Annotated in this window: 23 protein-coding genes and 1 pseudogene; 11 read left to right on the top strand and 13 right to left on the bottom strand. The window is 69.8% G+C overall.

All coding sequences use genetic code 11. The features are described from left to right. Window positions 1–38 precede the first annotated feature (38 nt). Window positions 39–359 carry an IS3 family transposase gene (locus ACIBVN_RS46975; RefSeq protein ID WP_397147006.1) on the bottom strand — a complete coding sequence of 107 codons (321 nt, stop codon included), beginning with the start codon at window positions 357–359 and terminating at the stop codon, window positions 39–41. A 2-nt stretch (window positions 360–361) separates the two neighbouring features. Continuing rightward, a complete protein-coding gene (locus ACIBVN_RS46970) occupies window positions 362–724 on the bottom strand; it encodes a transposase (protein ID WP_397147004.1) in 363 nt (120 codons plus the stop codon). Between the two features lie 47 nt (window positions 725–771). Here ACIBVN_RS46970 and ACIBVN_RS46965 point away from each other — a divergent pair. Continuing rightward, window positions 772–876, top strand: a pseudogene (locus tag ACIBVN_RS46965) (IS5/IS1182 family transposase); the annotation flags it as partial. A gap of 312 nt (window positions 877–1188) precedes the next feature. Here ACIBVN_RS46965 and ACIBVN_RS46960 read toward each other — a convergent pair. Together ACIBVN_RS46960 and ACIBVN_RS46955 are read right to left on the bottom strand one after the other, a co-directional pair. Further along, window positions 1189–3363 carry a hypothetical protein gene (locus tag ACIBVN_RS46960; RefSeq protein ID WP_397147002.1) on the bottom strand — a complete coding sequence of 725 codons (2175 nt, stop codon included), beginning with the start codon at window positions 3361–3363 and terminating at the stop codon, window positions 1189–1191. Between the two features lie 52 nt (window positions 3364–3415). Further along, the gene (locus ACIBVN_RS46955; RefSeq protein ID WP_397147001.1) at window positions 3416–3673 is read right to left on the bottom strand and encodes a hypothetical protein; all 258 of its coding nucleotides are present in this window, start codon (window positions 3671–3673) and stop codon (window positions 3416–3418) included. Here ACIBVN_RS46955 and ACIBVN_RS46950 point away from each other — a divergent pair. The 3 genes from ACIBVN_RS46950 (at window position 3666) to ACIBVN_RS46940 (ending at window position 6376) form a co-directional block, all read left to right on the top strand. Continuing rightward, on the top strand, window positions 3666–5660 hold the full coding sequence (locus ACIBVN_RS46950; RefSeq protein ID WP_397146999.1) for a hypothetical protein: 1995 nt from the start codon (window positions 3666–3668) through the stop codon (window positions 5658–5660). The two genes, ACIBVN_RS46955 and ACIBVN_RS46950, sit on opposite strands and share 8 nt — an antisense overlap. Window positions 5661–5756: 96 nt before the next feature. Next, on the top strand, window positions 5757–6032 hold the full coding sequence (locus ACIBVN_RS46945) for an isochorismatase family cysteine hydrolase (RefSeq protein ID WP_397146997.1): 276 nt from the start codon (window positions 5757–5759) through the stop codon (window positions 6030–6032). A gap of 113 nt (window positions 6033–6145) precedes the next feature. Continuing rightward, window positions 6146–6376, top strand: coding sequence for a hypothetical protein (locus tag ACIBVN_RS46940; protein ID WP_397146996.1), 231 nt, complete (start codon window positions 6146–6148; stop codon window positions 6374–6376). A gap of 723 nt (window positions 6377–7099) precedes the next feature. Here the strand turns inward: ACIBVN_RS46940 and ACIBVN_RS46935 are convergent. After that, complete coding sequence (locus ACIBVN_RS46935; protein ID WP_397147067.1) at window positions 7100–7699, bottom strand: helix-turn-helix domain-containing protein; 600 nt, start codon at window positions 7697–7699, stop codon at window positions 7100–7102. Window positions 7700–7800: 101 nt separating this feature from the next. Here ACIBVN_RS46935 and ACIBVN_RS46930 point away from each other — a divergent pair, with 101 nt between their 5' ends. The 5 genes from ACIBVN_RS46930 to ACIBVN_RS46910 all read left to right on the top strand — a co-directional run bounded on the left by ACIBVN_RS46930 (window position 7801) and on the right by ACIBVN_RS46910 (window position 13300). After that, the gene (locus ACIBVN_RS46930; protein WP_397146994.1) at window positions 7801–8733 is read left to right on the top strand and encodes an NAD(P)/FAD-dependent oxidoreductase; all 933 of its coding nucleotides are present in this window, start codon (window positions 7801–7803) and stop codon (window positions 8731–8733) included. A gap of 47 nt (window positions 8734–8780) precedes the next feature. After that, window positions 8781–9050, top strand: a complete 270-nt coding sequence (locus ACIBVN_RS46925) for a hypothetical protein (RefSeq protein ID WP_397146993.1) — start codon at window positions 8781–8783, stop codon at window positions 9048–9050. A gap of 428 nt (window positions 9051–9478) precedes the next feature. Next, on the top strand, window positions 9479–9763 hold the full coding sequence (locus tag ACIBVN_RS46920) for a hypothetical protein (protein WP_397146991.1): 285 nt from the start codon (window positions 9479–9481) through the stop codon (window positions 9761–9763). A 436-nt stretch (window positions 9764–10199) separates the two neighbouring features. Then, window positions 10200–10958, top strand: coding sequence for a beta-phosphoglucomutase family hydrolase (locus ACIBVN_RS46915; protein WP_397146990.1), 759 nt, complete (start codon window positions 10200–10202; stop codon window positions 10956–10958). After that, complete coding sequence (locus ACIBVN_RS46910; protein WP_397146988.1) at window positions 10955–13300, top strand: glycoside hydrolase family 65 protein; 2346 nt, start codon at window positions 10955–10957, stop codon at window positions 13298–13300. The genes ACIBVN_RS46915 and ACIBVN_RS46910 overlap by 4 nt, the downstream gene beginning before the upstream one ends. A gap of 63 nt (window positions 13301–13363) precedes the next feature. On the opposite strand, the gene ACIBVN_RS46905 is transcribed toward ACIBVN_RS46910, so the two are convergent. The 4 genes from ACIBVN_RS46905 to ACIBVN_RS46890 all read right to left on the bottom strand — a co-directional run bounded on the left by ACIBVN_RS46905 (window position 13364) and on the right by ACIBVN_RS46890 (window position 17996). Then, window positions 13364–14533: a zinc-dependent alcohol dehydrogenase gene (locus tag ACIBVN_RS46905; RefSeq protein WP_397146986.1), complete on the bottom strand. Its 1170-nt coding sequence runs from the start codon at window positions 14531–14533 to the stop codon at window positions 13364–13366. Beyond that, window positions 14530–15468: an SRPBCC family protein gene (locus ACIBVN_RS46900; RefSeq protein ID WP_397146984.1), complete on the bottom strand. Its 939-nt coding sequence runs from the start codon at window positions 15466–15468 to the stop codon at window positions 14530–14532. The genes ACIBVN_RS46905 and ACIBVN_RS46900 overlap by 4 nt, the downstream gene beginning before the upstream one ends. 152 nt (window positions 15469–15620) lie before the next feature. Next, window positions 15621–16994, bottom strand: coding sequence for a sensor histidine kinase (locus tag ACIBVN_RS46895; protein WP_397146982.1), 1374 nt, complete (start codon window positions 16992–16994; stop codon window positions 15621–15623). A gap of 138 nt (window positions 16995–17132) precedes the next feature. Then, window positions 17133–17996, bottom strand: coding sequence for an LLM class F420-dependent oxidoreductase (locus tag ACIBVN_RS46890; RefSeq protein WP_397146981.1), 864 nt, complete (start codon window positions 17994–17996; stop codon window positions 17133–17135). A 199-nt stretch (window positions 17997–18195) separates the two neighbouring features. Here ACIBVN_RS46890 and ACIBVN_RS46885 point away from each other — a divergent pair, with 199 nt between their 5' ends. Then, entirely contained in the window at window positions 18196–18735 is a 540-nt protein-coding gene (locus tag ACIBVN_RS46885) for a GNAT family N-acetyltransferase (RefSeq protein ID WP_397146979.1), read from the top strand. A gap of 27 nt (window positions 18736–18762) precedes the next feature. Here the strand turns inward: ACIBVN_RS46885 and ACIBVN_RS46880 are convergent, their stop codons facing one another. Together ACIBVN_RS46880 and ACIBVN_RS46875 are read right to left on the bottom strand one after the other, a co-directional pair. Beyond that, window positions 18763–19248, bottom strand: a complete 486-nt coding sequence (locus tag ACIBVN_RS46880) for a TetR/AcrR family transcriptional regulator (RefSeq protein WP_397146977.1) — start codon at window positions 19246–19248, stop codon at window positions 18763–18765. A gap of 22 nt (window positions 19249–19270) precedes the next feature. After that, a complete protein-coding gene (locus ACIBVN_RS46875; protein ID WP_397146975.1) occupies window positions 19271–19906 on the bottom strand; it encodes a LysE family translocator in 636 nt (211 codons plus the stop codon). 180 nt (window positions 19907–20086) lie between these two features. Here ACIBVN_RS46875 and ACIBVN_RS46870 point away from each other — a divergent pair, with 180 nt between their 5' ends. After that, the gene (locus ACIBVN_RS46870; RefSeq protein ID WP_397146973.1) at window positions 20087–20641 is read left to right on the top strand and encodes a YceI family protein; all 555 of its coding nucleotides are present in this window, start codon (window positions 20087–20089) and stop codon (window positions 20639–20641) included. Between the two features lie 15 nt (window positions 20642–20656). Here the strand turns inward: ACIBVN_RS46870 and ACIBVN_RS46865 are convergent, their stop codons facing one another. Together ACIBVN_RS46865 and ACIBVN_RS46860 are read right to left on the bottom strand one after the other, a co-directional pair. After that, the gene (locus ACIBVN_RS46865) at window positions 20657–21124 is read right to left on the bottom strand and encodes a hypothetical protein (protein ID WP_397146971.1); all 468 of its coding nucleotides are present in this window, start codon (window positions 21122–21124) and stop codon (window positions 20657–20659) included. Between the two features lie 84 nt (window positions 21125–21208). Continuing rightward, complete coding sequence (locus ACIBVN_RS46860; RefSeq protein WP_397146969.1) at window positions 21209–22258, bottom strand: NAD(P)H-dependent flavin oxidoreductase; 1050 nt, start codon at window positions 22256–22258, stop codon at window positions 21209–21211. Window positions 22259–22288: the final 30 nt, after the last annotated feature.

Here is a 22288-nt window from a genome sequence, read left to right as displayed (position 1 = left end):
GACGGGGAGCGCCCCTCGCTGATCATGGCGCGCGGCTACTACACCCGCTCCGTGATCGCCCCGCCGTACGCGCCGAGCTCGACCATGCGCGCCGCGACGGTGTTCTCCGACACCCGCCAGCCCGCCTCGTGCAGGTCACGCGTGATGCGAGGTGAGCCGTAGGTACCGCCGGAGTCCTCGAACGAGCGGGTGATCTCCGCGTCCAGGTCGGCCCGCCGGCGCTCCCGCGTGGTAGGCGCGTCCTGACCGATGCGGTTCTTCCACTTGTAAAACCAGGACTGCGACACCCCTAACGCCCGGCAGGAGATGACGTGGTCGATGCCGTACTCGGTCTTCTGGGAGCTGATGAAGGCCGCCACGCTTACCGGCCCATCGCCTCTTTGACCCACAAGACCACAGAGCGCTTGAGCACGTCACGCTCGTCTTCCAGCTCGGCGCGTTCCTTCTCCCACGCCGCCTTGTCCTGGGCGTGCTGCTTGACCAGCTCGGCCTTTTCACGCCGCAGCCGCGCCAGTTCCTCCTGCTCGGACTCCTCCAGCGTTCGGCTCCCGTCGCCGTTGTAATGCCCGGCGAGCCGATCCATGTGCACCCAATTGTGCAGCGTGTACGGGCTAATCCCTAGATCTCGCGCCACCTGCGCGACGGGCTTACCGGTCTCCTTGACGATACGCACCGCGCCCGCTCGGAACTCCGGATCGAATCGTCGCCTCGTGACTCCTGCCACGACCAAACCTCTCCCGGTTCGGTCTCCACGTTATGAGGGGAAGCACAACCCTTCCCATCAGCTCCGAAGCCATGATCTATATCGCCTCGATTGACAACCTCACCAAACGCATAACGGACGAGACCACCCCAACCTGGCGAGGCACCTACTAGAACATAAGGCGCAATCTACTCAAATCAAATGCCCTCTAAGGCCCGGGCCGGAGGGCGGGCGCCGGAGGCCGGGTCGGGCGACCCGGGGGCGGCGTGAGGGCGGGGCGGCGTGGGGTCGGGCGGCGGGGTCTGAGGCCGGGCGGGGTCGGGGGTTTCCGGGTGGGGTTCCGGGGTGGCCAGCTGTCGGGTGACCGCCACCCGATGACGACCAACCGCCGGTGACCGCCACCCGATGACGGCCAGCGGGGCGGCGGCCAGCGGGTGACGGTCAGCGGGTGGCTGGTGTCGAGGTGGCTGGTGTCGAGGTGGCGGCTAGCGGACTGCTGCGATGATCCGCCCCGCCTCCCGAGCCGTGATCAGCCCAGAAGCCGCCAGCTCCGCACTCTTCCTGGCCACATGGGTAACCAGCTGCCCACCGGAATACTTCTCGTCCTCGATGAGATCCTCGACCGTGCACCCATCGGCCCGGTACCGGTTGGCGACCCCGCTGTCCCGATCCTTGATCGTGACCGTCGGCGACAAGTCCGAACGCGGACAGGCGTCGACAGGCGGCGTGTACCGCAGCAGCCGAGCACCACCCTGGATGGCACCGTCGGCGTCCTTCGTGCCACTGCGGAACCAGACGTTACCGGCCCCGTCCTGCGCACTCCGGTGAACGCCCGACTCCACCGCCACCGTGACCTCCTTCGACAGCGGGTCGATCCCCAGCAGCTTCCCGTCCAGCGCGGCGTAGACGTGCTCGTCCGCGTTGAGGTGCAGCTCGTCGGGCACGCTACCCGAGCCGGTGCTCAGCTTCACCCGTCGTACCACCTCACCGGTGGCCGGGTCGGCGAGGAAGAGCGTGCCGTCGGCCAGGCCCCACAGCAGGCCGTCCGGCCCCTCGATCAGCGAGGTGATCGTCCGCGCGCCCGGGACGGGGGTGTACTCAGAGCGCTTGGCGCCGGTGGCCAGGTCGTAGGTGAACAGCTTAGCCTCGGTCGCCCTCGGTGTGGTGCCGCCGCCGCCGTTGATCGACGTGCCGCCCCACAGCGTGCCGCCCAGGACGACCAGGGACGTGACGCCCTGGTCGGTGACGGGCGCGCGCAGGACGGTGTGGGTGCGGGTGGTCTCGTCGTAGACGGTGAGCGCGCCGCCCCACAGGCCGTAGTCGGGGGTGCTGCCGATGTAGACCTTGCTGCCGGAGGAGGCGAACGCCACGGGGCGGTTCTGGCCGTCGCTGATCAGGCGGAACAGCTCGCGCGGGTTCGTGCCCGACACGAAGGGCTGCGCCGGGTCGTAGTGCATGATCGAGCCGTTGGGGTAGACGCCGAGGTAGAGCTTGCCGTCCTTCCAGAACCACCCGTCGGTCTGCCCGGTGCGGCCGAGCTGGGTGACCGTGCCGGTGGCCGGGTCCAGGACGGCGAGGTTGCCGTTGATGAACAGGTTGGTGTAGATCCTGCCGTCCGGCCCCGCCGTGATGTTGGCGATGTCGATGGGCTGGTGCGGGAAGGGCAGCTTGAAGCGCTCGGCGGTGCCGGTGGCCGGGTCGTAGGAGAAGGCGTCGCCGCCATAGTTGCCGATCGCGGCGTAGAGCTTGCCGTCGACGAAGCCCCAGCCGACCGCGGGGCCGCCCGCGTTCACCGGGCCGGGCACCGGCTCGGGCCGGTCGGCGGCCAGGTCGTAGCGCCACAGCGCGCCGCTGGAGGTGAAGTAGACGTAGCCGCCGGCGGCGGTCTTGGTGGTGCCGCGCGAGTTCATGGTGAACCCGTCGGCCAGCACTGCCCCGGTGTCCGGGTCGAGCACGAGCGCCTGGTTCTTGCTGCGTTTGACGAAGAGCTTGCCGGCCACGAGGTTGATGTCGTAGGGATAGCTGGCGTCGCCGCGTAGGGCCTCGGGCCAGATGTCGCGCTTCTCGCCGGTGGCCAGGTCCAGCCTGATCAGGTGGCCAGCCGAGCCGATGGCCGCCCACAGCAGCTGCCGGTCGGTGTCGACGGCGACGTCCACGGTGTACTGCTGGCCGGGGAACATCGCGCCCAGGTCACGGAAGCCGGCCGACGGCGAGTAGGAGAAGGCGTGCGCCCCGGGGTAGGTGCCGCCGTAGACGGTGCCGTCCGCCCCGGCCTGCAGGCCGTAGGCGTACGTCTCGCCGGGCACCACCTGGCCGAGGTCGGTCGCGACGTCGGCGCCGGGCTTGAAGGAGTAGAGGTGGCCGTTGGGATAGGTGCCGGCGTAGACGGTGCCGTCGGCGGTCTGGGTGATGCCCCAGCCGCCCGACGAGCCGGGCAGGGGCACGGTGTCACGCAGCTCGCGGGTCACCGGGTCCACCTCGGCCACGACGCCGGGGGTGCCCATCTGGATGGCGAAGACCGCGGGCCGGCCGTCCTGGCCGGTGCCGAAGTGGCCCTCATGGACGGTGAGCGCGGCGGCCTGGACGCCGAAGTCGGTGACGGTCCCCTGGACCGGCGAGGCGGCTAAGAAGGTGGACAGCACGACGGAGAGGATGCGCATAGCAAGGGAATAACGGGCCGGACCGTAATTGTCAACGGTCCGGCCCGCCGTTCTACGAAATGCTCCTCCCCTCCACCGCGTCCAGCAGCGGCACGGGCCCGGCGTCGTCGCGTACGCCGAAGCCGTACCCCGGCCCGGAAATCGACGACGAAGAAACCCGCGAACCCCCGTCCTCGACGCACAGGTTAAAGATCAAGTTAGAGGCATTGACGTACTTTCGGTCAATACCGATATTCTCATGGGTGCCGCAGATCTCCTGCCAACGGGCCTTTCGGTCCCGGCCGAAGATGGAGGACCCCGCTATGCTCACCCGCCGCAGCCTGTTAGCCGCCGCGATCCTGGCGCCGGGCGCCGCCCTCATCCCGACCCCGGCACGCGCCGTGTCCGTCACGCCGCTCGGCTCCCCGCTCCAGGACGTCACGCTGGTCGGCGGCGCCATGGCGCCTGGCCCGCACGGCAAAAAGGTCCTGTGGTCAGTCGCCACCGGCGAACCGGCCAAGCTCAACGCCGTGGACCCCGCTACCGCCAAGACGGTGCTCACCCAGCCGCTGACCGGGTCGCCGGGCGCGTACGCGGTCGTCGCCACCCGCGACGGCACCCTCTACGTCGGCACCTACGACACCGGCTCCCTCTACCGCCGCAAGCCGGGCCCGGGCAGCACGCCGGAGAACCTCGGCCGCCCGCTCCCCTCCGAGCACTACATCTGGCGCCTGGCCATCGACGATGAGGACCGCCTCTACGGCGGCACCTATCCCGGCGGCCGCGTCTTCCGCTACGACCACCGCACCGGCCGGGTCCGTGACTACGGCCAGCTCCTGCCCGGCCTCCAGTACGTCCGCAGCATCGCCGTCTGGGGGTCCTACATCTACGCCGGGACCCTGCCGGACGCCCACGTCATCGCCATCCACAAGGACACCGGCGCCAAGCGCGAGCTCCCCCTCCCCGAGGGGCTCGGCGACGGGACCGGGCAACTCGTCAACGACCTCAACGCCTACGCCGGAAAGCTCTACGCCCGCTTCGGCACCGCGATCAACGGCAAGCTCGGCGTCTACGACATCTCGGCCGGCAAGTGGATCGACCTCATCGACGGCGTCGCCGGCCTCGACGTCTCCTCGCCCGGCCGGCGCGGCGAGGTCTACTTCACCCGGAACAACCGCCTCACCCGCTACCAGCCGCGTACCGGGAAACTCACCGCGGTCGGCCCCGACATCATGGGCCGGGTCGCCAACAACCGCGGCATCGGATGGGCCGACCTCGGCACGCGCGACTGGCCCGGCGAGACGGTCACCGGGCTCCTGTGGCGCGGCGCGCTCTTCCGGCACAACCCGATCACCGGCCGCGGCGAGCTCGTCCAGACCGACGTGCCCGGCGACCCGGTCCTCATCCTCACGCTGCACGCCGGTCAGAGCGGGACCGTGTACGCCGGCGGGTTCCTCAGCGGCTTCGCCGAGATCGATCCCGGCACCGGACAGGCGGACTATCACAGCTTCGGGCAGATCGAGAGCATCCGCGAGATCGGCGGCGCCGTCTGGATCGGCGGGTACCCGGACTCCCGGCTGTACCGCTACGACCCGTCCCTGCCCTGGTCGAGCCCCGAGTACGCGCCCGGCCCGCCGGGGACGGCCGACAACCCGGTGAAGATCACCGATCTGAAGGCGCAGCACCAGGTACGCATCCGCGCGATGACCGACGCGGGCACCGACCTGGCCTACGGCACCATGCCGGACGGGACCACGCTGAACGGCGCCCTCGTCATCGTCGACAAGACCACCCTGGCGGCAGCCGTCCACCTGCCGGTAGTCACCGACCAGTCCATCGTCAGCCTGGCCTACCAGGACGGCACGATCGTCGGCGGGACGTCGATTCACGGCGGCTACTCGACGCCCACGCCGACCCAGCCCGAGGCCCGCCTGTTCGGCTGGACCGTCTCGGCCGGCAAGGCCTTCGAGATGACGCCGGTCCCCGGAGCCCCGGCCATCCCGGCGCTCCTCCAGGACTCCACCGGCCTGTTGTGGGGACTCGCCGACGGGCAGCTCTTCGCCTTCGACGTGGCCTCCCGGCAGGTGGTGCACCGCCTGCAGCTGGCCCCGGACACGGGTTCGACCGCGGGCGAGCTCGCCCGTCCGGCCGCGGACGGCCGGATCTACGCCCTGGTCCAGCGGCACCTGCTGTTCGAGATCGACCTGACCGGCCGTACCGGCAAGCTGCTGCTCGACCGGCCGGCGCAGAACCTGGCGGTCCACCCCGATGGGCGGATCTTCCTGGCCGAGGACACCGTCCTGACGCGCGTCGAGTGACCACCACGATGTCGATCACGGACAAGCTGGAGCGGCGTACCGCGCTCATCCTCATCGACCTGATGACGCGCATCGTCGAGCAGCCCACGGCGCCGCATGCCGGTCCCGCCGTGGTGGCCCGCTCCCTCGACCTGGCCGAGGCGGTGCGCCTTCCACGACACCGGGCTGGAGGAGGCGTTGCGCTCGCGCGGCATCGACACTCTGATCATCACCGGGATCGCCACGAACTTCGGCGTCGAGCAGACGGCGCGGTTCGCCGACGAGTTCGGCTTCCAGGTCATCGTCCCTGAAGACGCGGTGAAGGCATCGGTGAAGGCATCTTCGGCACCGGCGATCTCAGCACCGCTCTGTCGGTCAGCTCCGGTTGGCTGATCGACGCCGCCATCGCCGAATGGATCATCCGCCGACCCGAAGTCCACCGGGTACGGCGAGCACGAGCCGCGACGGGCAGGGAACTGACCATGCCACACGACCCCCATGCACCCATGCGCTATGAACTCCGCATCCACGGGCACCTCGACCAGCACTGGTCGACCTGGTTCGGCGGCCTCGCCATCACCCACGAGGACGACGGCGCCACCACCCTTCGCGGCGTCGTGACGGACCAGTCGCAGCTGCACGGCCTGCTCGCCAAGGTCCGCGACCTCGGCGCCACCCTCATCTCGGTCACGCCCACCGACACAGCCCACGACGCTGATTCCCAGCAACATCTATAAATCTCGGGCTTGGACGGCGAACGTGGCCGACACATCCGAACTACACGCTCACCGGCGCAACCGCCGATCCCGTCTGAACAGGGAAACCCATGTCCGTCGCCACACGTGCGGCACCCACGACCGTGATCGATCTGTCACTGACCCGCCTGCACCTGATGCGCGCCGGCTACCTCCTCATGGGTGTCGGACTCGCAGTGGTGAAGTGGCCGCTGCTTTCCGAGGCTGACGCCCTGCCGCTCTACGAGGGCATGACGTTGTGCCTCCTCACCGCCATGTCCCTGCTGATCTTCCTCGAGCTGCGCCACCGGGTCAAGCTGCTGCCCCTGCTGCTGTTCGAACGGCCTGGAAGCTCCTCTGGCTCTGTCTGGTCGCCCTCCCCAAAGCCACCACTGGTGACCTCGACCCGGCCACGACCGAGACCACTGTCAGCTGTTCCCTGGTCGTCGTCATCCTCGCGGTCGCCCCCTGGCGGTACGTGTGGCGCAAGTACGTGCGTGCCTACCGGAGACCGATGGCGATGACCGCCTCCATGCCGCCGGCCACCCGCGATGACCGGCGGCTCCGGTCAGGCCGTGGAACGACGCCTTCCCCGAGGGTGCCCATGAGTTCTCCGCTCGACGGCATCACCCGGCCGGTCCGCACCGCCCGACTCACGCCCTGACCCGCAACCCCGGACGACGTGGAGCCTACCTGGCGGTTCCGACCGCGCTGATGGACCGTCGACTACGACCGTGGAGGCCGCGTCCGGACGCTCATGCGTTCGCCCGGCCGTGCAAAGATACTCAGGATCTCCGCCGGCTCCTGCCCGGTGCTGCCAAACCAGTGCGGCACCTGAGTGTCGAACTCGGCTACCTCGCCGGGCCCGAGCACCCAGTCCTCGACACCGAGGACAAGTCGCATGTGGCCGGCCAGAACGTAGATCCACTCGTGCCCGTCGTGCGCTCGCGGTTCGGGGTCGACCATGCTGGTCGGGATGACGATCTTCCAAGCCTGCATCCCGTCGGGCTGCTTGGTAAGCGGAATGACGGCCCGCCCCTTGACGCGGCCGGGCTTGAGGCGGATGCGCGGGTCGCCGACATCCGGGGCACCAACGAGATCGTCCAACGGCACCCGGTACGTCCGGGACAGCGCCAGGAGCAGCTCCAGTGTGGGACGCCGCTGCCCATTCTCCAGCCGCGACAGCGTGCTCTTCGAGATGCCCGTCGCCTCCGCGACCCCGGTCAACGTCATCCGACGCTGCGCCCGCACCCTCCTCAGCCGCGGACCAACGCCATCAACCGCCGCCTCGACGGCTGCACCGAATCCACCGCGCGCGCTCGTCACATCGCGTGCCCCCGTACCGTTCACAACTTCATCTCACTCGCCTTTCCCAGAAACGGCAACATCGATTGGCCAGAACCGGACAGCACCCGAGGCTGGTGCATATGAGTCAGTACGACGTAGCAGTCATCGGCGGAAGCGCCGCCGGCCTGTCCGCAGCCCTCGTCCTCGCCCGCGCGGGTCGCAAGGTCGTCGTGATCGATTCCCGATCACCACGTAACGCCCCAGCCACACACATGCACGGCTTCCTGTCCCGCGACGGCACGGATCCCGCGGACCTTCTATCCGTCGGTCGAGGGGAGGTCGAGGGCTACGGGGGCGACATCGTCCTCGGTGAGGTGACCGAACTCGCACAGAACGGACGACACGGCTTCTGGGCCCTGCTCGCGGACGGGCGACGCATCTCCGCACGCAAGGTGCTGGTCGCCACCGGCCTGCGCGACGACCTACCAGACATCCCGGGCCTGGCGGACCGGTGGGCTCGCGACGTATTGCACTGTCCCTACTGCCATGGGCACGAGGTCCGCGGCCGCCGGCTCGGCGTCATCGGCGGCACCCCCGGTGCCGTCCGGTACGCCCAGATCGTCCGGCAGTGGACCCACGACCTGGTCTACTTCACCGCGCCCGACACCCTCACCACCGCGGAGCGCTCAGAGCTGCTGGCTCGCGCCATCGGCGTCACCGAGGGCACCATCGAGCAACTCGTCATCGACGACAACCAGCTGGTCGGCGTCCAGATAGCCGACGGCTGTGTCGTACCGCGCGACGCACTATTCGTGCCTCCCCGCTTCCTCCCGAACAACCAGCTCCTCATCGGACTCGACTGCGCCGCCGACGACGGCTGGGTCACCACCGACAGCACCGGACGCACCAGCGTTCGCGGCGTATGGGCGGCCGGCAACGTCGTCGACCCCCGCGCCCAGGTCATCACCGCCGCCGGCGCCGGCTCCGCCGCCGCCATCGCCATCAACGCCGACCTCGTCGAAGACGACGTGCGCGAAGCCGTCCACGCCTTCAACCACGGCTCCACCACCTGAACAACCCCAAGAACGCCCCACAACTGCCAGAGAACCAGGAACAGACAATGACCAACACCCCCAACGCCAGCGACAGCACCACACCCGTCAAGGCAGGTCCACCGACCAAGCACCAGCTCGCCGTAATGATCTGGCTGGCGGTCTTCCCGACCCTCACCGTCCTCAACCTCTCCCTCGGCGACTGGCTCGCCACAATGACGCCAGTGCTGCGGACCTTCGTGCTCGCCACCATCGCCGTCCCCATCGTCATCTACGGCTTGATGCCACAGCTGCACAAGCTGCGCATCCACCTCCTGACACGAACAACATCGAACTGACGAGGCAGTCGAACCAGCCACACCGCACCACCGAACCCAAAGCACTCTCTGGATCCGCTGTGCGAGGAGCTCAGCTCGACGAGCGCCTGCGCCCTCCTGACCTCGTGACCGGTGGTGCCGGTGGCCCCAGCCGACGGCTTCGGGCAACGGCGTTCTCAAACATCAAATCATGGTTATATAACATCCTTTAGGTTTTACGAGTTGTTTGAGATTAAAGAGGTAACTGTTAATATCTCGTATGGGTATGTCTGTTTCCGTCCGAGTGCCTGTCGAATCTGTATGCCCGCCGAAATGGCGGGTGCCAGATTCCAGGCCTATCGACCCAATGAACGGAAACCAGAGCAGTGAATACTGAAAGTCGGCGGTCACGAACCCCACGCCATGGGCGGTTCGCGGCACTAGCTCTGACCGGCACGGTCGCCGGTCTCATGTTCCTTCCACTCGGCGCAGCCGCAGCCAGCGCGGGCTTCCAGGCCGGTGGGCCACCGGCGCCCGCACCGCAGGCTGCGCCGCAGGTCCACAAGGAGAAGCGGTACGTGCCCCCGCCACCTCCTCCGCGCCGGCACCGTGAGAGCGCCGACGTCCTGGTCTTCAACCGCAACCACAACTTCACCTTCGACTACGACCGCCATAGGCACCACGACTTTGACTACGAGCGCGACAAGTTCGAGCGCAAGTCCTTTAAGCCGCGGGGTGACATGAATTCAGATTGACACCACGCCGGCCGGCGGACCGATGCGGGCAGGCGAAAAGGAGGCGCCGGCACAGATGCCGGCCACCCGCTGACGGGCTCCTAACGCAAAAAGGCCCGCCCCTCCCGGCTTCTCTTCCGGTGGTCGTCGCAACACCCCAGATGAGGGGATGCGATGGACTTCGAGATCCGGGAGGACCGGAAGGCACATCAACTCCGGAACCGGACGTCGATGGCGTAACGGACGCGATCCATCCGGCAAGCACGTGGGGGGCGCCACCGATCACATCGGCGGCGCCCCAGACGTGCGTGGCCGCAACCCGGACCCAGGCAACGTGCGCCTTCGCCGCCCTCCCGCTGCCGGCCCGGCGCGGGGAAACCCAGACGCCCCGGTGAGAAGCGGGGGATGCGGGGTAGTCAGCGGCCAGGTACGGAACACGTGCCGGATCGGGGGGCTGATGCTCGGGCTGCCTGACGGAGTCCGCGGGTGTCTCTTCGACATGGACGGCGTGCTGACGCGCACCGCGACGGTGCACGCCGCCGCGTGGAAGTCGATGTTCGACGAGTTCCTGCAACGCTGGGCCGGGCGGACGGGGGAACCGTTCGTGCCGTTCGACGCGGTCGCCGACTACGACCGCTACGTCGACGGCAAGGAACGGCTGGACGGCACGAGGAGTTTCCTGCGGGCGCGCGGGATCAGCCTGCCCGAGGGGTCGCCGGGCGATCCCCCGGACGCGCTGACCGTGCACGCGCTGAGCAACCGCAAGAACGCGCTCGTCCAGGAGGTCATCGACCGGGACGGCGTGGCGACGTTTCCCGGCTCCGTCCGGTACGTGCTGGCCGCCAGGGACGCCGGGCTGCGCAGGGCCGTCGTGTCGTCGAGCGCGAACACCGCGAAGGTCCTGTCGGCCGCCGGTCTCACCGAGTATTTCGAGGCTCGTGTCGACGGGGTCGTGGCCCGGCAGCGGCACCTGGCCGGCAAGCCGGCCCCGGACATGTACCTCGCGGGCGCCGAGGCGCTCGGGCTGAAGCCGTCGGAGGCGGCGGTGTTCGAAGACGCGCTGGCGGGGGTGGCGGCGGGCCGGGCGGGCAGGTTCGCCTTCGTCGTCGGCGTCGACCGGACCGGGCAGGCGGAGGCGTTGCGCGAGCACGGCGCCGACATCGTGGTGAGCGACCTCGCCGAGCTACTGGAGCCGCGGGCTGAGGCGGCACGATGATCCAGCATCCGGCGTTCGCGGTCGAGCCCTGGTCGGTGCGCGAATGCCGGCTCGACCTGGACGTGCTGGCACAGACCGAGTCGGTGTTCGCGCTGTCCAACGGGCACCTCGGCCTGCGCGGCAACCTCGAGGAGGGCGAGCCGTACGGGGAACCGGGCACCTACCTCGGGGGGTTCTACGAGGTGCGGCCGCTGCCGTACGCCGAGACGGCCTACGGCTACCCCGAGTCAGGGCAGACGGTGGTGAACGTCACCAACGGCAAGGTGATCCGGCTGCTGGTCGACGACGAGCCGTTCGACGTGCGATACGGCACGCTGCACGAGCACGAGCGGGTCCTGGACCTGCGCGCGGGCACGCTGACCCGCAGGGTCCTGTGGAGCTCCCCGACCGGGGGCCGGGTGCGGCTGACGTCCACGCGGCTGGTGTCCTTCACGCACCGCGCGGTGGCCGCGATCCGGTACGAGGTGGAGGCCGTCGACCAGCCGCGGCACGTGGTCGTGCAGTCCGAGCTCGTCGCCAACGAGACCCGGCAGTACGTGGGCGGCGACCCGCGTGAGGCCGCGCCTCTGGAGTCGCCGCTGGTCCTGGAGGAGAACATGCCGGCGAAGGACGGCGTGGCGGTCATGGTGCACCACACCCGGGCCAGCGGCCTGCGGGTGGGCGCCGCCATGTGCCACGAGATCGACGGGCCGGACGACACGCGGATCGAGGCGCAGGGCGGCGGCGACGTCAGCCGGGTGACCGTCGCCACGCGGCTTTCGCCGGGCCGGCCGCTGCGGCTGGTCAAGTTCTTCTCGTACGGCTGGTCGGCGCGGCGTTCCCGGCCAGCCATGCACGACCAGGTGGTCGCGGCGCTGGCGGCCGCCCGGCTGGTCGGCTGGGACGGGTTGTGCGCGGATCAGCGGCAGTTCCTCGACCGGTTCTGGGAGGGCGCGGACGTGGAGGTCGAGGGCGACGCCGAGGTGCAGCAGGCCGTACGTTTCGGGATGTTCCACCTGCTGCAGTCGGCCGCGCGCCTGGAGGACCGCCCCATCCCGGCCAAGGGGCTGACCGGCTCGGGCTACGACGGCCACGCCTTCTGGGACACCGAGATCTTCGTGCTGCCCGTGCTCACGTACACCTACCCGCGGGCCGTCGCGGACGCGCTGTCGTGGCGGAAGTCGACCGCGCCGACGGCGGAGGCGCGCGCCACGCAGCTGGGGCTGGCCGGGACCGCCTTCCCCTGGCGGACGATCAACGGCGAGGAGTGTTCCGGCTACTGGCCCGCCGGGACCGCGGCGTTCCACGTCAACGCCGACATCGCCCACGCGGTCGCGCAGTACGTCGACGCCACCGGGGACACGGCGTTCGAGCGCGACACCGCCCTGCCGCTGCTGTCGGGGACGGCCCGGCTGTGGTGCGCCCTCGGCCATCACGACGCCGACGGACGTTACCGCATCGACGGCGTGACCGGGCCGGACGAGTACAGCGCCGTCGCCGACAACAACGTCTACACCAACCTGATGGCCCAGCGGAACCTGCGCGAGGCGGCCGAGGTCGCCGCCCGCCATCCCGACCGGGCGGCTCGGCTCGCGGTCACCGAGGAGGAGATCACGAGGTGGCGCGACGCGGCGAGCGCGATGTCCGTCCCCTATGACGAGCGGCTGGGCGTGCACCCGCAGAGCGAGGGGTTCACCCGCCACGGGCTCTGGAACTTCGCCGCCACCAAGCCGGACCAGTACCCGCTGCTCCTGCATTTCCCCTATTTCGACCTCTACCGGCGGCAGGTGGTCAAACAGGCCGACCTCGTGCTGGCGCTGCACCTGCGCGGCGACGCGTTCACGCCCGAGCAGAAGGCCCGCGACTTCGCCTACTACGAGGCGCTGACGGTTCGCGACTCGTCGTTGTCCGCCTGCACCCAGGCGGTGATCGCCGCGGAGGTGGGGCAGCTCGAGCTCGCCGACCGCTACCTCGGCGAGGCGGCCATGATGGACCTGGCGGACCTGGAGCGGAACACCGTCGACGGCCTCCACATGGCCTCGCTGGCCGGAGTCTGGATCTCCCTGGTCGCGGGGTTCGGCGGGATGCGCGCCGGCCAGGGCCGGATGCGCTTCGCCCCGAGGCTGCCGCCGGGCATCACCCGGCTGGCCTTCCGGCTGCGCTACCGCGGCAGCCTGCTGCACGTCGGCGTCACGAGCGGCACGACGAGCTACCGGCTGCTGGAGGGCCCGCCGATCACGCTGACCCACCACGGCGAGGCGTTCCCGCTGCACGCGGAGCCGGTCACCCTGCAGAACCCGCCGGCGCCGGAGCCGGAGCAGCGCCTGCGGCAGCCGCCCGGCCGCGAGCCCGCCCCCCGCTGAGCAGACCGGGCCGCCGGGCGGCCACGCGGATCGCGGTGGCCGCCCAGAGCGGCTCGGGGCGGGTCAGGGCGTCAGGACGACTTTGTTGCAGTGGTCCTGCTTGTTCTTGAACAGCTCGAAGCCGTACGGGGCCTCGCTGAGCGGCAGCCGGTGCGAGATGACGAAGCTCGGGTCGATCTCGCCGGCGCGGATCCTGTCCAGCAGCGGCCGCAGGTAGCGCTGGACGTGGCACTGGCCGGTGCGCAGCGTCAGCGACCGGTTCATCAGCGAGCCCATCGGGAACTTGTCCAGCAGCCCGCCGTAGGTCCCGACGACGGCGACCACGCCGCCGTTGCGGCAGGCCAGGATGGCCTCGCGCAGTGCGTACGGGCGATCGGTCTCCATCCGCACGGCCTGCTTGACGCGGTCGTAGCCGTACATGGCCGGGGTCGGGTGGTGGGCCTCCATGCCGACCGCGTCGATGCAGGCGTCGGGACCGCGTCCGCCGGTCATGTCGCGCAGCGCCTCCAGCACGTCCACGTCCGCGTAGTTGAGGGTGTACGCGCCCGCGCGCCGGGCGTAGTCCAGCCGGTACGGGTAGCGGTCGATGCAGATGACCTTGCCCGCGCCGAGCAGGTAGGCGCTGGCCACGGCGAACTGCCCGACCGGTCCCGCGCCCCAGACCGCGATCGTCTGCCCCGGCTTGATGTCGCACATTTCGGCGCCCATGTAGCCGGTCGGCAGGATGTCGGACAGGAACAGCACCTTCTCGTCCGGCAGGTCGTCCTCGATCTTGATCGGTCCCACGTCGGCGAACGGCACGCGCGCGTACTCGGCCTGACCGCCGGCGAAGCCGCCGAGCATGTGCGAGTAGCCGAAGATCCCCGCCGGCGCGTGCCCCATCAGCTTCTCGGCCATGCCCGCGTTGGGGTTGGAGTTCTCGCAGATCGAATACAGGCCCTCCGCGCACGCGAAGCAGCGGCCGCAGGCGATCGGGAACGGCACGACCACGCGGTCGCCGGGACGCAGCTTCGTCACCGCGGAGCCGACCTCCAGGACCTCGCCCATGAACTCGTGGCCGAGGACGTCGCCCTTCTTCACCGTCGGGACGTAGCCGTCGACCAGATGCAGGTCGGAGCCGCAGATGGCGGTCGACGTGACGCGGACGACGGCGTCCTGGGCGTTGAGAATCCGCGGCTCCGGCACGTCCAGCACCTCGAGGGTGTTCCGTCCCATCCAGCAGTTGGCCTTCATGACCGCCCTCCCACCGGCTGGGCGGGGCGCTGCCTGAGCCGGCTCAGCAGCCGGACGCCCTCGGGGCTGCCCTCGGCGAGCAGCACCTCTCCCGTCTCCATGATCTGCTTGAAGCGGCGCAGGTCGTCGCGGACCTGCTGCTGCGGGTACTCGCCGAGCATCCCGGCCACGGCGGCGCCGAGAGCCCGCCCGCGGCCGCGGTACTCCAGAGTGAGGTGCACCGTCGTGCCGCGCCCTGCGGGCCCTTCGGTGAACCTCACCGAGCCGCTCGTGTTGATCATGGAGCCGCGCACCGACCGCCACGCGATCAGCTCGCCGGCCTGCTCGTCCAGGATCTCCGCCGCCCACTCCACGTCCGCCGTCGCGACCATGGCGCGCCACCGCGAGTGGCGCTCCCCCGTGGTCCGTACGGACTCGAGGTGGAGCATGAACGCGGGCAGGTTCTCGAGGTCGCGCCAGAAGGCGTAGACCTCCTCGCGCGGCCGGTTGACGGTGATCGAGGCCTGCAGCCGCATCGGCCGCCTGACGCCGAGGCCGGAGGAGTACAGGGCGGTGGCCAGGTCGAGGGCCGTGATGCCGGTCACGGCGGCCGTCGCGGCGACCGCCCGCCGCCGTCTGCGGGCGGAGCGGTCGCAGCGGCCGGAGCGGGCTGAGCGGCCGGAGCGGTTCGCCATCGCCCGGCCCAGCACGGCCAGGTCCAGCGCGTCGCCCGCGACCCGGCCCCAGGTCCACGGTCCGGGCCGGCGGCTGCCCAGCAGCGCCGCCGCGTGCATCAGCTCCCGCGTGCCTGCCATCCGCGTCACCGTACTGGCGAGTCGGGAGTCGTCGACGCCGCTCAGGCGGTTGACCATGCGCGGAGCGGCCAGCTGCGCCGCGCCCAGCGCCAGGCTGACCCAGCCCAGCGCGCGGGCCAGTGTGTCGGATTTCCTGCTCATGCGTCCCCTCACATGACTGGTCGAGATTCGTGCCGGACAAGCGGCGGACGTCTCAAGGCCATGAAGGTTTCGCGTGGCGCGATCAGCTCGTGCCGGACTCCCCCGCGCTCCGGCCAGTACCCCATTGACCTGCTATGACACCAAAGGGGCAGCTAGTCGAGCGGGAGGCGCAGCACGAACCGGGTGCCCTGCGGGCTGTCCTCGATCTGCAGGGTTCCGCAGTGCGCCTCGGCGATCTGCCGGGCGATCGACAGGCCGAGACCGGTGCCTCCGGCGTCCCTGTCGCGGGCGGTGTCCAGCCGGGCGAAGCGCTGGAAGACGAGCTCGCGCTTGTCCGGGTCGATGCCGGGCCCGTTGTCGGCCACTTCCAGCATCGCGATGCCGCGCGGGAAGCGCTGGGCGTCACGCTTGGGGCTGGGCGCATGCCGTACGTGGAAGGCGATGGTGCTGGCGGCATGCCGTTCGGCGTTGTCGATCAGGTTGGTGAGCAGGCGCGACAGCTGGAACCGGTCGGCGGTCACCACCACGCCGGGCTCGAGCGAGTACTCGAGCCTCTTGTTCGGTTTCGGGCGCCTCTCGCACTCCGAGGTCACGAATTCGGCCAGGTCGATCGGCTCGCGTTCGACCCCCTTGCCCGCCTCCAGCCGTGCGATGGTCAGCAGGTCGCCCACGATCGCCTCGAGCCGGTCCAGGCTGCTCAGCACGGTGTTGCCAAGCGTGGGCACGCTGGTCTCCTCGGGTGCGTGCAGGGCGTCCTCGACCTCGGCTCGTATCGCGGCGATGGGGGTACGCAGCTCGTGGGAGGCGTCCGAGGTGAAGTGGCGCTGCTGTTTCATCGCGGCCTCCAGCCGGGCCAGCGTCCGGTTGACGCTGTCGGCCAGGTCGTAGATCTCATCCCGGCTCCGCGGAAGGGGCACCCGCCGGTCGGAGCAGGTTTCGGTGATCTTGTCGAGTTCCGCTCGGATGGCGTTCACCGGCTTGAGGGATGCGGTGGCGACCCGACGGCCGATGCCGGCGATGGCCAGGGCCATCAGCGTGGCAGCGCCGATCACCGTCGCGGCCAGCCACGGATCGACGTACAGGGGGACGACGGGAGAGGCGCTGTAGACGACCCAGTCCTGTCCGTCCCGCAAAGCCGACTGCGCGACCACGATGTTGCACTCGCCGGAAGGGAAGACCCCGCCGCACACGACGCCACTGACGATTTTCTTGCCGTCGGGGATGAAACCGGCCATGACCGGCTTGCCCCGCAGCTGCGGCGTCGCGTCGACGACCCGCCTCGTGGCGTCGACGACCTGCAGGTTGGGGTCCTCGTGCTCGACCAGCGGCGTGACCACCTGGTGGTGCTCCACCTCATGGGCCACGCGGCCACCGGCGGCGGCGAGCTCCCCGACGAGATGTCCCGTGGCGAACCGATGGACCGCGATCATGACGGTCGTGGCCAGGAGCGCGGACAGCAGAGCCGCGACCACCCCGGTGAACAGCGTGATACGGCCGGTAATCGACCGGCCTCGCTGAGTCTTCATGGGCCAATCCCCTCACCCAGTCGAACACGCGAGTCGTAGCAGCCTGTGCACGGGGGGTTCGGGGATTGGCATGGGTGGTTCCAAGACCTCACCAAGTCTCGGATCGGAGAAAGCCGATCCGCCCTGACGGTGGTGCGCTCAGCGGCCGAGCGGGGTGATGGTGGCGATCCGAACGGCGAGTTCGGCCAGGTGGGCCAGCCAAGAGTCGTCGGCCGCGTCCGGGACGGCGACGATGACGTGGTCGATGCCCAAGGCGGCCAGTTCCCCGCAGCGCTGGGCACTCTCCTCGACGCTCTGCCCCTCGGGGATGCGCATGTGGAGGGTCTTCTCGATCTCCTCGTAGGGCCGTCGCAGCCGTTCGCAGTGGGCGCGCAGCACGGCGAGCTTGTGCCGCACGTCGGCGCCGTGCAGGAAGTTGCACGCGTCGGCGTACTGGGCGACGAGGCGGAGGGTCTTCTTCTCGCCGCTGCCGCCGATGAGGATGGGCGGGCTGGCCTGTGGCGCGTTGAGCGTACGTTCCAGCCGGTAGTGCCGGCCCTCGTAAGGCTTGTCCTGGTCGCTCCACATCTGCCGTGCGATCTGGAGCGTCTCCTCCAGCCGCTCGAACCGCTCGGCCAGGGGCGGGAAGCGGAGCCCGAGACCGCGGGCCTCGGGCTCGTACCAGCCGGCGCCGATGCCCAGGACGGCGCGTCCGCCGGAGAGCGCGTCCAGGGTGCTGACCTGCTTGATCAGCAGGCCGGGCTCGCGATAGACGGCGCCGGTGACGAGCGCGCCCAGGCTCACCCGGCTGGTCAGGGCGGCGGCGTAGGACAGCGCGCCGTACGCCTCCAGCATCGGATCCTCCGCGGCGCCGAAGTTGGGGATCTGGAAGAAGTGGTCCATCACCCACAGGCTGCGCAGTCCCGCCTGATCGGCGCCTTGGGCGACGGCGGCGAATCTGCCGGCGATGGCGGCGTCACCGCCGGGCCAGGTGAACCGAGGGCACGTCAGACCGAGATCCATGGGAAAGCTCCTTGATCAGGTGAACGGGGGCGCCCGCCGCAGGCAGAGCGTCACTGCGTCCGCGGGCATGAAAAAACCCTCTCGCCCGGGCTGCGCCCGAGGCCGAGAGGGCTCCGTGGAGGTCATTATCTCACAGGGCATCCAGTGGCTTATTGCGACTTCTTGCTATTGCAAATCATTCGCAACTAGGATCTGGCGCATGATCCACCCGTACGACCGCCACGACGGACCCGGCATCGCCCCGCTGTCCGCCCAGATCATCGACCTGTACCAGCGCTGCTATGCCGCGCCCCCATGGTCGGAAACGCCCGAACAGCTCGGCGCCTACCCCGCCAAACTGGCCGCTTCCGCCGCGCTCCCGGGTTTCTCGGCACTGACCACGAGCGACCACACCGGCCGGCTCACGGGCGTCTGCTACGGCTGGCCCACCCCCGCCGACCTGACCGGCAACCGCATCTACGACGCCCTCATCACGGCATTCGGGCTGCCGGCCACGACCGAGCTCACCCGCGGCGCCTTCGAGGTCGCCGAGCTCTTCGTCCACCCCGACCACCAAGGCCAGGGCATCGCGTCACACCTGCTCACCCGGATGACCGCCGGCTGGCCCACCGCGTGGCTCATCACCAGCCCCCACGCCCCCGCCGCCAGCCTCTACCGCAAGCTCGGCTGGCGAGAGCTCGGCCCGCTGCCGGATGACTTCTACCCCCAGCTCCGGGCGTCTGTCTTCACCCGAGCCTGAGAACGACGGCTCGCGCCGCGGGACACCTCAGCGGGAGCAGAGCTGGGATCTCAGCGTGTCGTGCGCCCAGCGCTCCCACTGATCGGGTGACCAGCCCCGATCACGGACGAACACCAGGTAGAGCTCGGGGCTCAGCAGACCGAACAGCACGTCGGCGGCATGCCCGGCCGGGACTCCCTCGCGCGCGCCCGGCTTGGTCACCAGGGCCTGCGCGGCGGCCGAGAGCACGGTGAACCTCGGGTCGGTGTCGTAGCCCCAGAGCGCGGCGACCTCCGCGTCGGCCGCCGAGGCGGCCCTGAGCATCTCGACGATGGGGGCGACCCGCTCCAGCGCCTTACGCGTGCCGCCGAGGTGCAGCCGCAACTGCTCCTCGGCCGTCGCGGCAGCGAGGGCCTCACGGAACCACTGCCGGTCCATCGTCGCGACGGGCTCGTCGTCGCCGGCGATCGACACGTCCACGAGCTCCTTGAGCAGCGTCCGCTTGTTGCCGAACGTGAAGTAGATCGTCTGCACGGCTTGCCACGGCGGCCGGGGTTCATCGTTCGACGGCCAGCCGTACCCCCAGGCCGATGAAGATGCCGCCCGTCGCGATGTCGACGCGGCGGCGCGCGGCGTGCCGGCGGCGCAGCCAGCCCCCGATCCGGCCCGCGAGCACGCCGACCGTGCCGTCCACCACGAACTCCAGCACGATCAGGATGGCGCCGAGGATGGCGAACTGCAGCCAGACCTGGCCCAGTTGCGGGTTGATGAACTGGGGCAGGAAGGCGATGGTGAAGGTGACCATCTTCGGGTTCAGCAGGTTGGTCAGCAGGCCGCTGGTGAACGCCCGGCGTCCCGACATCCCTCCCCCGCCGGCCACGGGCATCTCACTCTCGACGCCCTTGCGGTTACGCAGCATCTGCACGCCGAGGTAGATCAGGTACGCGGCGCCGACGATGCGTACCACGGTGAAGGCCACCGGCACCGCTTCGAAGAGGGCCGCGAGCCCGGCGGCGGCCACGGCGACGTGGACGGCCTCGCTCGTGGCCACCCCGGCCGTGGCGAGCAAGCCGGCGCGCGGGCCGCCCCGCATCCCGCAGCCCAGGACGAACAGCATGTCGGGCCCAGGAGTGATCATGGCGATGATCGTGGTCGCGGTGAACAGCAAGAGCAGATGTGCGTCGATAGGCATGGCCGAATCATGTCAAATGTCCGCATCGGTTGGGGTGGCGAGGATGCAGAGCCGTGCTCCCGTTGATCGGCTCCCGGCCGGCTCGCGTTTCACCCCTGAAACGCAACCGGCAGCCCCAGATTCGCCAAGCTGACGGCACGTGTCACCGCGCACCCGTCAGGTGCGGGTTAGCGTGACAAGGTGAGCATCTCCGCTGGTAACCACACGTTCGGCCCCGAGTCCGGCCGGCTCCTCGTCAATACGACCCGTACCGGGCTGGGGGCGAAGGCCGGCCATGATCTCACCATCGAGGTCACCCGCTGGCGCGGCGACGCCACGGTCGACACCGCCTACCCGGCAGGCTCCTCCGTGGCCCTCGAGGCGGACGCCGATTCGCTCGAAGTCAGGAAAGGAACCGGCGGCGTCAAGCCGTTGACGACCTCCGATCACGCGGAGATCGAGAAGACCATTCGAGAGAAGATCCTGCACGTCCGGAAGTACCCGACGATCATGTTCCGGTCGACCCGGGTGGAGGGGACCGCGGAGTCGTTCCGCGTCGAGGGCGACCTCACCATCGTCGGTGTCACGCAGCCCGTCTCGGTCCAGTGCTCGGTGTCCGAGGGACGCGTACGCGGCTCGGCGACCATCGTGCAGACCCGATGGGGGATCCGGCCGTACTCGGCGCTGCTCGGCGCGCTCAAACTCAGCGACGAGGTGGAAGTGCAGTTCGACGTAGGCCTCGTACCGAAGCAGTGACCCGGCGGGTTGTCATCACCCCGCAGTGGCGGTGGGCAGGTTGGCGTACTCTCCGGCTCTCGACTGGACCGGGACGTTCACGCGCATGGGACCGGTGCCGCTGAAGGCGAAGGTCATCGGCACTGTGGCGCTGCGCACGCCGGTGACGGTGCCGATGGGCTTGTCACCGGTGCCGACGGGCTGGTTGGGGGGCAGGGTGATGGGGCCTGCCAGCTGTACGGAGCCGCCGTCGGCGGTGATCCCGTCGAGCCGGACCGGCTGGCTGCCGGTGTTGATCAGCACGGCGTACAGGGCGAGTTGCGGAGACGGCGAGTTCTCCTCCGTGCCGCTCAGCAGGAAGGCGTTGCGTAGGTACAGCATGCCCTTGAGGTCGGCGTTTGCCCCGTTGTTCGGCATGTACGTTTGCGAAGGGTACGACCCCACCGATGTGCAACCGGTGGCGGCCATGGCCATCCCGATCACTGTAGAGATGACGGCTCGCATCGCCACGCTCCCTCTCGTTACTTTTTGTCACCACTCCGCTACCCTACGGCGCCCCCTCGAATCTCGCCTGGATCGCTCCGGTACTCAGCGACCGCCCGCGGCTTTTGACTGGAGGTCCGTCGCCTGTGGCAGGCCGGTCCGGTCCGTGGCCGCCTCGCCAGACCGTTCCAGCCGGTTTCCACCCGCCCGGTCCAGCGCGTTCTCGGCTTGCGTGGCCAAAGTGGCGACAAGATCAGCTGCGGATGGCAGGTCGGTGATGAGATCGATGGCCTCGCTGGCCCACACCGGCAACGGGGGGACGTCCCCACGTGCCACGGCCTCCTGGTAGTCCTGTTTGGCCTGGGAGTCCATGGCCAGGTCCGCTTCTCGGCCCAGCCATTGATCAAGGATCGGATGGCCGAGCGTACGGGCGGTGTACTTCGACGGCCACCGGGACCCACGGACGATGTCCAGCGCGCTGCTGCGACTGGTGTCCTGCCCGCGTCCCTCGACAATCGCTTTGGCGATCGAAGGGTCGACCAGCGCCTCGGCCGTGGCCTGGAAGCGGGTGCCGATGAGCGCCCCGGCGGCGCCCAGAGCCAGGGCCGCGGCCACGCCGCGGCCATCGGCGATCCCTCCTGCGGCCAGCACGGGTACCGGAGCCACCAGGTCCACCACGACCGGCACGAACGGCAACGTCGACCGTCCATGCCGGGCCCCATGCCCGCCGCTCTCGGTGCCCTGCGCCACGATGACGTCGGCGCCTGCGTCCACCGCCTGGCGGGCCTCCTCCAGATCGGTGACCTGAATGATCAGCGCCGTACCGGAGGCCCGGATGCGCTCAGCGAACGGACGCGGATCACCGAAGGACAGCATCACGGCTCTGGGGCCGTGCTCCAGCACCCACTCGACCGCGCCGACCTCGATCGCCCAGGTCAGAAAGCCGACCCCCCAGGGCTTGTCGGTGCCCTGCGCGAGGATCGGCAGTTCGCGGGACAGCCAGTCCCGGTCCCCGTTTCCGGAGCCCAGCATCCCCAGCCCGCCGCCGCTGGAGACGGCCGCGGCCAGCGCCCCGCCGGCCGATCCGCCCATCGGCGCCAGCGCGATCGGATGCCGCACCCCGAACAACTCCGTGAACTCCGTCACCAATGCCATAAGCGCCATCATCACGCATCGTCGGCTGCG

This window comes from Nonomuraea sp. NPDC049400 (assembly GCF_044466425.1).
Classification (GTDB): domain Bacteria; phylum Actinomycetota; class Actinomycetes; order Streptosporangiales; family Streptosporangiaceae; genus Nonomuraea.
The sequence above is the reverse complement of the archived record's forward strand: the minus strand, read 5'-3'. Positions and strand labels throughout refer to the sequence as shown.

What these genes read in the sequence shown, in the direction of transcription:
- ACIBVN_RS46950 (WP_397146999.1), top strand. Translation starts at nt 3,666, where the DNA reads ATGCTCACCCGCCGCAGCCTGTTAGCCGCCGCGATCCTGGCGCCGGGC.
- ACIBVN_RS46940 (WP_397146996.1), top strand. Translation starts at nt 6,146, where the DNA reads ATGCGCTATGAACTCCGCATCCACGGGCACCTCGACCAGCACTGGTCG.
- ACIBVN_RS46895 (WP_397146982.1), bottom strand. Translation starts at nt 16,994, where the DNA reads ATGAAGACTCAGCGAGGCCGGTCGATTACCGGCCGTATCACGCTGTTC.
- ACIBVN_RS46875 (WP_397146975.1), bottom strand. Translation starts at nt 19,906, where the DNA reads ATGCCTATCGACGCACATCTGCTCTTGCTGTTCACCGCGACCACGATC.
- ACIBVN_RS46865 (WP_397146971.1), bottom strand. Translation starts at nt 21,124, where the DNA reads ATGCGAGCCGTCATCTCTACAGTGATCGGGATGGCCATGGCCGCCACC.
- ACIBVN_RS46885 (WP_397146979.1), top strand. Translation starts at nt 18,196, where the DNA reads ATGATCCACCCGTACGACCGCCACGACGGACCCGGCATCGCCCCGCTG.
- ACIBVN_RS46920 (WP_397146991.1), top strand. Translation starts at nt 9,479, where the DNA reads ATGTTCCTTCCACTCGGCGCAGCCGCAGCCAGCGCGGGCTTCCAGGCC.
- ACIBVN_RS46930 (WP_397146994.1), top strand. Translation starts at nt 7,801, where the DNA reads ATGAGTCAGTACGACGTAGCAGTCATCGGCGGAAGCGCCGCCGGCCTG.
- ACIBVN_RS46860 (WP_397146969.1), bottom strand. Translation starts at nt 22,258, where the DNA reads ATGGCATTGGTGACGGAGTTCACGGAGTTGTTCGGGGTGCGGCATCCG.
- ACIBVN_RS46960 (WP_397147002.1), bottom strand. Translation starts at nt 3,363, where the DNA reads ATGCGCATCCTCTCCGTCGTGCTGTCCACCTTCTTAGCCGCCTCGCCG.
- ACIBVN_RS46905 (WP_397146986.1), bottom strand. Translation starts at nt 14,533, where the DNA reads ATGAAGGCCAACTGCTGGATGGGACGGAACACCCTCGAGGTGCTGGAC.
- ACIBVN_RS46900 (WP_397146984.1), bottom strand. Translation starts at nt 15,468, where the DNA reads ATGAGCAGGAAATCCGACACACTGGCCCGCGCGCTGGGCTGGGTCAGC.
- ACIBVN_RS46925 (WP_397146993.1), top strand. Translation starts at nt 8,781, where the DNA reads ATGACCAACACCCCCAACGCCAGCGACAGCACCACACCCGTCAAGGCA.
- ACIBVN_RS46890 (WP_397146981.1), bottom strand. Translation starts at nt 17,996, where the DNA reads ATGGATCTCGGTCTGACGTGCCCTCGGTTCACCTGGCCCGGCGGTGAC.
- ACIBVN_RS46915 (WP_397146990.1), top strand. Translation starts at nt 10,200, where the DNA reads ATGCTCGGGCTGCCTGACGGAGTCCGCGGGTGTCTCTTCGACATGGAC.
- ACIBVN_RS46910 (WP_397146988.1), top strand. Translation starts at nt 10,955, where the DNA reads ATGATCCAGCATCCGGCGTTCGCGGTCGAGCCCTGGTCGGTGCGCGAA.
- ACIBVN_RS46945 (WP_397146997.1), top strand. Translation starts at nt 5,757, where the DNA reads ATGCCGGTCCCGCCGTGGTGGCCCGCTCCCTCGACCTGGCCGAGGCGG.